At 73.7% G+C, this 8593-nt stretch carries 9 protein-coding genes and 1 pseudogene; 6 read left to right on the top strand and 4 right to left on the bottom strand.

What is annotated here, in order from left to right; all coding sequences use genetic code 11:
• The first annotated feature begins 393 nt into the window (after positions 1–393).
• Genes IEY93_RS14695 through IEY93_RS14685 form a run of 3 tightly spaced genes read left to right on the top strand, consistent with a single transcriptional unit; the run spans position 394 to position 2587 of the window.
• Positions 394–786, top strand: coding sequence for a GntR family transcriptional regulator (locus IEY93_RS14695; RefSeq protein ID WP_189163598.1), 393 nt, complete (start codon positions 394–396; stop codon positions 784–786).
• The gene (locus IEY93_RS14690) at positions 783–1628 is read left to right on the top strand and encodes an ABC transporter ATP-binding protein (protein WP_189163597.1); all 846 of its coding nucleotides are present in this window, start codon (positions 783–785) and stop codon (positions 1626–1628) included. Before IEY93_RS14695 ends, IEY93_RS14690 begins: the two co-directional genes overlap by 4 nt.
• Positions 1625–2587 carry an ABC transporter permease gene (locus tag IEY93_RS14685; protein WP_189163596.1) on the top strand — a complete coding sequence of 321 codons (963 nt, stop codon included), beginning with the start codon at positions 1625–1627 and terminating at the stop codon, positions 2585–2587. Before IEY93_RS14690 ends, IEY93_RS14685 begins: the two co-directional genes overlap by 4 nt.
• Positions 2588–2614: 27 nt before the next feature.
• Here the strand turns inward: IEY93_RS14685 and IEY93_RS14680 are convergent, their stop codons facing one another.
• Positions 2615–3271: an HAD-IA family hydrolase gene (locus tag IEY93_RS14680; RefSeq protein ID WP_189163595.1), complete on the bottom strand. Its 657-nt coding sequence runs from the start codon at positions 3269–3271 to the stop codon at positions 2615–2617.
• A complete protein-coding gene (locus IEY93_RS14675; RefSeq protein ID WP_189163594.1) occupies positions 3268–3537 on the bottom strand; it encodes a SemiSWEET family sugar transporter in 270 nt (89 codons plus the stop codon). The genes IEY93_RS14680 and IEY93_RS14675 overlap by 4 nt, the downstream gene beginning before the upstream one ends.
• A 66-nt stretch (positions 3538–3603) precedes the next feature.
• On the opposite strand from IEY93_RS14675, the gene IEY93_RS14670 reads away from it, so the two are divergent.
• Positions 3604–4809, top strand: a complete 1206-nt coding sequence (locus IEY93_RS14670) for an ROK family transcriptional regulator (protein WP_189163593.1) — start codon at positions 3604–3606, stop codon at positions 4807–4809.
• A 107-nt stretch (positions 4810–4916) separates the two neighbouring features.
• Positions 4917–5135, top strand: a pseudogene (locus tag IEY93_RS39745) (DUF4062 domain-containing protein); the annotation flags it as partial.
• A gap of 10 nt (positions 5136–5145) precedes the next feature.
• Here IEY93_RS39745 and IEY93_RS38130 read toward each other — a convergent pair.
• Together IEY93_RS38130 and IEY93_RS14660 are read right to left on the bottom strand one after the other, a co-directional pair.
• Positions 5146–5535, bottom strand: coding sequence for a hypothetical protein (locus tag IEY93_RS38130; protein WP_229691131.1), 390 nt, complete (start codon positions 5533–5535; stop codon positions 5146–5148).
• Positions 5536–5677: 142 nt separating this feature from the next.
• Complete coding sequence (locus IEY93_RS14660) at positions 5678–6286, bottom strand: RipA family octameric membrane protein (protein ID WP_203968377.1); 609 nt, start codon at positions 6284–6286, stop codon at positions 5678–5680.
• 388 nt (positions 6287–6674) lie between these two features.
• On the opposite strand from IEY93_RS14660, the gene nhaA reads away from it, so the two are divergent.
• Complete coding sequence (gene nhaA / locus IEY93_RS14655) at positions 6675–8570, top strand: Na+/H+ antiporter NhaA (protein WP_203968376.1); 1896 nt, start codon at positions 6675–6677, stop codon at positions 8568–8570.
• Positions 8571–8593 lie beyond the last annotated feature (23 nt).

Genomic DNA, 8593 nt, shown 5'->3' with positions numbered 1-8593 from the left:
AAAGCGGTTCCGGTCATTTTCTCGGTCCTTTTCTTCAGGGCTTCTTGTTTCGTCCTTGCACTCACAACTTTCCGGCAAGACAAGCCCTCGGAACAGAGAAAACGACGGCAGCAAGCTGCACACCCGTGACCGCTTCCTGCCACGGCGGGCGGACAACCGGCACGGACCGCCGCCGGCCCGCATCACCGCAGGTCAGCGACCTGCTGGCAGATGGAAGCGGGACCGTTCTCATCAGACCGCCCGCGTGCGGCCCCCATGTCGCGGAGGACCGCCGCACGGCATCCTGCGCGAGACCGCCGAGCCTGTCCCCCGGCTCGCGTGCGGCCACGGGTTGACAGCGGACGGCCGGACCCAACACCCTTTCACTAGTCGAATAGTGAAAGGAGGGTTCTGTTGATCGAGTTCGACCTGGACCGCCGCTCTGGCGTCTCGACGTACCTGCAGCTCGTACACCAGGTCAAACAGGCGCTCCGGCTCGGCACGCTACGGCCCGGTGACCAGTTGCCGACCGCGCGCGAGGTGGTCGAGAGCCTGGCCATCAACCCCAACACCGTGCTCAAGGCGTACCGGGAACTGGAGCGCGACGGGCTGGTCGAGGGACGGCCGGGGATGGGCACGTTCGTCCGGCACGGCATCGCGGGTGCGACACTCGCCGAGCACACGCGGCTGCGGCGCGGTCTGGAGACGTGGGTACGCGACGCGTTCGCGGCCGGACTCGACCAGGAGGACCTGCGGGCGCTGTTCACCGTGGTCCTGGCCGACGCCGCGAAGAAGGGCGTGGCATGACTCCCGCGCTGGAGGTGACCGGGCTGGCGGTCCGCTATCGCCGCACATGGGTGCTGCGCGACTGCTCGCTGTCGGTGCCCACGGGACGCGTGGCGGCGCTCGTCGGGCCCAACGGCGCGGGCAAGACCACGCTCATGCACGCGACCGTCGGCCTGCTACGGCCCGCGCGGGGACGTGTCCGCGTGGCCGGCGAGGTGGCGTTCGTGGCCCAGGACAAGCCCCTGTACGACGACTTCTCCGTCGCCGAGACGCTCACCTTCGGCCGCCGGATGAACCGGCGCTGGGACGGCGCCGCGGCCGCCGACCGGCTCGCGGAACTCGGCATCCCGCTCAAGCGGAAGGTGGGCGGTCTGTCGGGCGGGCAGCGGGCGCAGGTGGCGGTCACGCTGGCGCTGGCCCGCCGGCCCGACCTGCTCGTGCTGGACGAGCCGCTCGCCAACCTCGATCCCCTCGCTCGCCACGACGTGATGCGTTCGATCATGGCGGAGGTGGCAGGAGGAGAGCTGACCGTGCTGCTGTCCTCGCACGTCGTCTCCGACCTGGAGGAGACCTGCGACTGGCTGGTCGTGCTGAACGAGGGCCGGCCGCAGGTCAGTGGCGACATCGAGGAGTTGCTCGACGGGCATCTCGTGCTCACCGGGCCCGGCGAGGCGTCGGCGGCGACGGCGCAGGTGGTGAGCGCGAGCCGTACCGGCAGGCAGGTCGGCATGCTGGTCAGGGGCGCACCCCCGCTCGATCCGCGGTGGCGGGCGCGGCGCCCCGGGCTGGAGGAGCTCGTCATGGCCTACCTGCGCAGCCCCGAGTCGGCGGCGCTGCCGAGACCGGTGGAGGCGAGCGCGTGATCTGGGTGACGTGGCGCCGGCACCGGGCGCAGATCGTCGTGACGGCGGGGCTTCTGGCGCTGCTGGGGGCGCTGCTGCTGGGGTCGGCCGTGGAGGCGGGCCGGTACGTCGCCGAGCACGCCGCGCCCGGCTGTCCGGGGCCTGGCGTGACGTGCGGAGACCTGGCGGTGGCGCTCGAGCGGCGCTACGACGCCGTGTACTCGGTGTTCGGCTGGATGCCCCTGGTGGCGCCCGCGTTGATCGGGGCGTTCTGGGGCGCGCCGCTGCTCGGCCGCGAGTACGAGCGCGGTACCCACCGCCTGGCCTGGACCCAGTCGGTGTCCGTGCGGCGGTGGCTGCTGGTCGAACTGTCGGTCCTCGGCGGAGCGGTCGTGGCCGGCGGGCTGCTGCTGTCGCTCATGGTGAGCCTGTGGCGGCCGGTGTTCAGGGCCGGGGTCGACTCCACGTTCGGCAACATCGGCGTGTTCAACATGGTCGGGGTGGCCCCGGCGGTGTGGTGGCTGTACGCGTTCGCGCTGGGCACCGCGGCCGGCGCCCTGTTCCGGCGTACGCTACCGGCGATGGCGCTGGTCGTGGCCGGGGTGACGGTGACGATGTTCACGATGTTCCAGCTGAGCGACCACTATGCCGAGCCGGCGCGTGCCGAGTTGTCCGGCACCGTGGTGCTGGACGATCCCGACGCCCGTCTGGTGGGCGGCGCCTGGGTGGAACCGTCCGGGAGGGAGGTCGCCGAGCCGTCGGGCAGTGGCTGCCCGCGCCAGGTGGACGCGGGACGGAGCGAGAAGAACGCCAGGACGTGGGAGGAATGCCTGTTCGGCAAGGGGTACCGGTACGCGGTCTACTACCATCCGCCGTCCAGGTTCTGGCGCTTCCAGTGGACCGAGGCGGGGATCCTGACGCTCGCGTCGGTGGTGCTCGGCGGCCTGGCCGCGCGCCGCGTCCTGCGCCGCCCCGGCTGACAGCACGGCTCGTCAGCCGGGGCGGGCTCAGGCGGCGGCGTGGAGCAGCGCGGCCAGGTCGGCCAGATCGCTGATCGGAAGCTCGCCGGGCAGGCCCCGCAGCGTGGCGACGCGCATGCCGGCGGCCACCCCCGCCGCGAAGCCGGGCGGGGAGTCCTCGACCACCAGGCAGCCGTCGGGCGGCACCCCGAGCGCCGCGGCGGCCTTGAGATAGCCCTCCGGGTCGGGCTTGCCGCGGGCGACGTCGTCATGGGTGACCAGCAGCGGCGGGTCGATGCCGGCGGCGGCGAGCCGCGACACCGCCAGCCGCCGGCCGGAGCCGGTGACGACGGCCCACGGCAGCCGGCGCCCGGCCAGCACGCCGAAGAGGTCAGCGGCGCCCGCGGCAGGCGCCACACCGTCGAGGTCGGCGCATTCCAGGTCGAGCAGTGCCTGGGCCGCGCGCGCCTGCTCCGGCTCGGTCAGGTGCGGCAGCAGGCGGCGGACGCCGTACGGGCCCGGGTGGCCGCGCAGGTCGTCCGTGAGCGCCTCGGCGGGGATGCCGTGCATCGCCGCCCAGGCGCCCCAGGCCCGATCAACCGCGGCGTCGGAGTCGACCAGCGTGCCGTCCATGTCGAGCAGTACGGCGCGGACATCGCGCAGCGCGGCCACGCGATCGTCCTGCCGGGCGCCGAGGCGGGTCATCGCGCCTCGCCCGGCGCGTGGTGGTGCACGACCTTGAGCACCATGAGCGTCGTCAGCGCCGCGAGCGTCAGGGCGTTGGCGGCGAGCACGGCGACGTCGGCCACCGCGACGCCGTAGGTGAGCCACAGGCCGACGCCGACGCTGAGCATCACCAGGTAGGTCCAGGAGAGATCGCCGGTGGAGCGGGTGCGCCAGGAGCGGCGCAGTTGCGGCAGCCACGACGCGGTGGTCAGGACCCCCGCGACCAGGCCGAGAACGGTTATCACGGCTTCCCTCCGATTTTGTTCGCGTAACGAGCATAATCGGCGCGGAGATCCGGCACAATGCCCCCTATGGAGGTCGGAGAGGTCGGACGGGCACGTGCCATCCAGGTGCAGGGGATGCTCGCGGTGCTGCGGCACGTCCACGCGCACCCGGCGACCACCCGGGCCCGGCTCGCCCGCGACCTCGGCCTCAGCCGCGGCTCGGCCGCCGAGATCATCGCGCGGTTGCACGCGCTGCGCCTGGTCGCCGAGAGCGGCGCCGAGCCCACCGGGGCGCGCGGCCGGCCCACCCGGGTGGTGCACCGCCACGACCGCGGGCCGGTCGTCGCGGTCGCCGAGCTCTCCCATGAGTCCTGGGGGGTGGCGATCGCCCATCTGGGCGGCGAGCTGTGCCCGGTGCGCCGTGAGCGCCACGATCGGCCGGGCGCGCCCGAGGACGTCCTGGCCCGGATGGGCGCGGCCCTGCGCGAGGTCCAGGCCGCCTACGGGACCCGGCTGCGGGCCGTCGGGATCGCCCTGCCGGGCACGGTCAGCGACGGGCGGCTGGTGGCCGCGGCCACGCTGGGCTGGCGGGACGTCGACATCGCCCGAGGACTCGGCATCCCGTTCTCCATGCCGGTCATCACCGGCAACGACGCCACGATGGCCGGCGTCGCCGAGGCGCGCCGGGGCAGCGCGGCCGACGCCGGCGTGGCCCTCTTCCTGACCGTCGAGGTCGGCATCGGAGGGGTGCTGCTGGAGCGCGGGCGCGCCGCGACCGGCGCCACCGGGGCCGGCGGAGAGTTCGGGCACATGCCGTTCGGCGACCCGGCCCTGCCCTGCCCCTGCGGGGCGCACGGCTGCTGGGATCTGGAGGTCGACGGGCGGGCCCTCGCCCGCTACCTGGAGGAGCCGCCCCCCGCCGCGCCGCGCACCGCGGCCGGCGCCGTCCTGCACAGGGCCCGTACCGGGGACGCCGCCGCCCGCGCGGCCCTCGACCGGGTGGCCGGCAACCTCGGGCGCGGCGTCGCCGGCCTGGTCAACGCGCTGGATCCGCAGGTGGTGACGCTCTCCGGGCTGGCGGTGGTGATCGCGGACCTCGCCGGGCCGGCCGTGCGCGCCGCCTACCTGGCGGGTCTGATGGGCTTCCGCCGCCGCACCCCTCCCCCGCTGGTGCCCGCCCGGTTCCCCGATGACGGCAGCATGCGCGGCGCGGCCGAGCTCGCCTTCGACGCCGTCCTGTCCGAGGCGGGCCTGGACGAGTGGCGCCGCGACGCCCGCGACGCCGCCGGCTGAGCGCGTCCCACCGGCCCGCACCCGGTGGCCGAGTGTGGCGAGACGGTGACGGGTGCGGGGTAATCGGGGTTAGATGCCGGTATGACGGGCGGATCCGCGGGTGCGGCATGACGCGGGTCTACGTGTCATCGACGTACCCCGACCTACGCGAGTGCCGCGGGCAGGTGCTCGGGGCACTGCGCAGACTCGGCATCGAGGACGTCGCGATGGAGCACTACGTCACCGACTCCGAGCCCGCGGTGGACCGGTGCCTGCGCGACGTCGCCGAGTGCGACGTCTACATCGGCATCCTCGCCTGGCGGTACGGCCCGCCGCCGCCGGGCCACGACCGGTCGGTCACCGAACTGGAGTACCGCGAGGCGGTGCGGCTGGGCAAGCACCGGCTGCAGGCCGGAAGTAGCCGCCCCCGGCGAAGATCGGGGCTCCGTCGATGCCGGTATAGGTCTCGAGGTACTCCCGGAACACCCGCAGCAGCAGGCGGGGGATCTCGACGCTGTCCCCCAGTGTCCGCAGGGCGTCCAGCACGTCGTCGGCGGTCTCGTCCGGAGTGTCGACGCGTAACGCCGACAGCTCGGTGGACGGGAAGGTGAAGCACAGCAGTTGCTCGGCGTCCGAGAGTGAGTTGGACCCGTCGCGCCCGCCCCACACCCACTGCCCGTCACGGAAGGAGACCCGCGCGGCGGCCTCCCACACGTCGAGGAGCTGCTGGCGCGGCTGCAGTTTCATGCGGTGACCATTCTCCCCTCGAGTCTCCTCGAAAGAACGCCGTGATGGCAGTGTTCCCCATTGGTGGCCCGACGCCAACCTGTTCGCGCCGCCACGCGCGGACGGGCGGCCCGCGCCGGCGACGGGAGGGCGGGGCCGGCGATCAGCGCGGCAACGTTCCGGTGAGCAGCAGCGCGTGAAGCAGGGCGAACATCCAGGGCAGCAGCCGCTCGGCGGTGCCCAGCTCGGCGTACCTGCCGCGCCGTCCGGCGGTGGGGCGGGGCGCGAGCAGAGCCCACTCGTCGGTGTACGGCCGGACCGGCAGCCGCCGCTCGATCTCGTTGATCACCTGGAACTTCGCTCCGTTGAGCAGGCGGTAGCTGCGCAGTTGCAGCCACCAGGCGGCAGAGAGCAGTATTCCGGCGACCGCCACGGCCACCGAGACCACCCAGGGGGACCTGGCCAGGTCCGGGACGGTGAGCCCGACGACGGCGACGAAGGTGGTCTGCGCGGTCAGGAAGAAGGCGTTGGCCGTGCCGCGGCGGGCCGAGACCCGGTCGGCCATCTCGACGGCCGTCTTGTACAGCTCCAGCACGGCGGGGTCGAGCCCGGCCGGCACCGAGGCGATCGGCCCCGGCGGCTCTGGCACAGGAGCGACCGGAGCTGAGGCGACCGGCTCGGACGAGGCGGGCAGGGGCCGCACCTGCGCGGACTCGGCGGATGCGAGCTCGGCGGGCGGCGAGGACGGCTCGGGCTCGGCGGGCGGGAGCACGAAGGCGACCCTACACCGGCCCGGAGCCCGGGAGAAGGCGGCGCCGGCCCCGGCAGCCCGGCCGTGCCGAGCGGAGCAGCGCGGCGCTTCAGCCTGGCCGGGCGGAGTGGCGCAGGGCGGCCCTGTACCCGGCCGGGCAGTGCGGGAGGGCGACGGCACTGACCGGGAGGGAAGCCTGTCTCACCCTGCGGCGACGGGACGGGGCGACGGCTCTGACCGGGGGCACGGGCTGGACCGGCGAGGGCTCTGTTCTCGTCCTGCGATGACGGGGTATCGCCCTCGCGAGCCCAGCCGGCAGGAGGCGACGGAAGAGGAGTTTTGTCGTTTTCGTCATCAGGTTGTCATCGCTCGCGGGAATGTCTCGGGAGCGCTGGGTGTCGCATTTGACGTGACCGTACCCAGACAGGCGCCGTTCCTCGGCGAGACCACATGGGCGCGGCGGTTCGAGACCCCGCTGCGCCAGTTCCTGCGCACGGAGACCGGCAGCGCCGCGTTCCTGCTGGCCGCGACGCTGGCCGCCCTCGTATGGGCGAACGCGCACCTGCCGTCCTACCAGGCGCTGTGGGGGACGGAGCTGTCCGTCCGGCTCGGCGGCACCGGCGTCTCCCAGGATCTGCGGCACTGGGTGAACACCGGGCTGATGACGCTGTTCTTCTTCGTCGTGGGTCTTGAGGCGCGGCGCGAGTTCGACATGGGCGAGCTGCGCGACCGGCGGCGGCTGGTGCTGCCCGTCGTGGCGGGCGTGGGCGGCATGCTCGTGCCGATCGCGGTGTACCTGCTGGTCAACGGGGGCGGGCCGGCGGCGCACGGCTGGGGTGCGGCGATGTCGACGGACACGGCGTTCGCCATGGGCATGCTCGCCCTGGTGGCCTCCCGCTTCCCGGCCCGCGCCCGCACCTACCTGCTGACCGTCACCGTCGTCGACGACCTGGTGGCGCTGCTGGTCATCGCGGTCTTCTACAGCGAGCAGGTGCGGGTGGCGCCGCTGCTGACCGCGATCGCGATCTTCGCGGCCATGCTGGTGGTGAAGTACGTCTTCGGAGTGCGCAACGGCATGCTGGTCGCGGCCTTCGGCGTGGCGGCCTGGGCGGCTCTGCTGGCGTCCGGGGTCGAGCCGGTGGTCATCGGCCTGGCCATGGGCCTGCTGACCTACGCCTCGCCGGCCACCCGCGACGACCTGGAGCGGGCGAGCGACCTGTTCCGGCTGTTCCGCGAGCAGCCGACCGCCGCGCTGGCCCGGTCGGCCAGCGTGGGGGTGGCCAAGGCCATCTCGCCCAACCACCGGCTGCAGCAGCTCTACCACCCGTGGACGAGCTACCTGATCGTCCCGCTGTTCGCGCTGGCCAACGCGGGCATCGTGATCGACGGGGAGTTCGTGGCCCGGGCGCTGACCTCGCCGGTCACCCTCGGCATCGTCGCCGCCTACGTGCTCGGCAAGCCGGTCGGCATCGTCGGCGCGACGTGGCTGGTCACCCGGCTGAGCCGGGGACGGGTGCGCCCGCCGGTCGGCTGGGCGGCGGTGACCGGCGGCGGGACGATCGCCGGCATCGGCTTCACCGTGTCGCTGCTGATCGCCACCCTCGCCTTCGAGGGCCCCCGGCTGGAGGAGGCCAAGTTCGGCATCCTGACCGCCGCCCTGGGCGCGTCGGTGGTGACCTGGATCATCTCCCGAGTGACGGTCCGGCTGCCGTCCGGGACCCGGGCGCGGGCGCTGCTCGGCACCGCGGAGAGCATCATCGACCTCGCCTCCCCCGTCGACCCCGAGCGCGACCATGTACGCGGCCCGATGGGCGCGCCGGTGACCGTCGTCGAGTACGGCGACTTCGAGTGCCCGTTCTGCGGGCTGGCCGAGCCCGTCGTGCGCGAGCTGCTCGCCGGGGAAGGCGACGTCCGGTACGTCTGGCGCCACCTGCCGCTGCACGACGTGCACCCCTCGGCACAGCTCGCCGCCGAGGCCAGTGAGGCCGCCGCGGTGCAGGACGCCTTCTGGGAGATGCACGACGTGCTGCTGGAGCACCAGGGCGAACTGCTGCCGCCGCACCTGCTGGACTACGCCGAGCAGATCGGGCTGGACGTGGAGCGGTTCCGCCGTGACCTGGAGGAGCACGCCGGCGCCGCGCGCATCGCCGAGGACGTCGACTCCGCCGACCTGAGCGGGGTGTCCGGCACCCCGACGTTCTTCGTCAACGGCCGGCGCCACCACGGCGCGTACGACATCGTCACGCTGAAGGCCGCCGTCCGCGCGGCGCGCGCCCGCGAGTCTCTGCTCGCCCAGACCGGCTGACGCGAGGCGGCCGTGGCGCCCGT

The sequence above is a fragment of the Sphaerisporangium melleum genome (assembly GCF_014646695.1).
GTDB lineage: Bacteria > Actinomycetota > Actinomycetes > Streptosporangiales > Streptosporangiaceae > Sphaerisporangium > Sphaerisporangium melleum.
The sequence above is the reverse complement of the archived record's forward strand: the minus strand, read 5'-3'. Positions and strand labels throughout refer to the sequence as shown.

Coding starts and splice junctions, on each gene's coding strand:
- IEY93_RS14690 (WP_189163597.1), top strand. CDS start 783: ATGACTCCCGCGCTGGAGGTGACCGGGCTGGCGGTCCGCTATCGCCGC.
- IEY93_RS14680 (WP_189163595.1), bottom strand. CDS start 3,271: ATGACCCGCCTCGGCGCCCGGCAGGACGATCGCGTGGCCGCGCTGCGC.
- IEY93_RS14670 (WP_189163593.1), top strand. CDS start 3,604: ATGGAGGTCGGAGAGGTCGGACGGGCACGTGCCATCCAGGTGCAGGGG.
- IEY93_RS38130 (WP_229691131.1), bottom strand. CDS start 5,535: ATGAAACTGCAGCCGCGCCAGCAGCTCCTCGACGTGTGGGAGGCCGCC.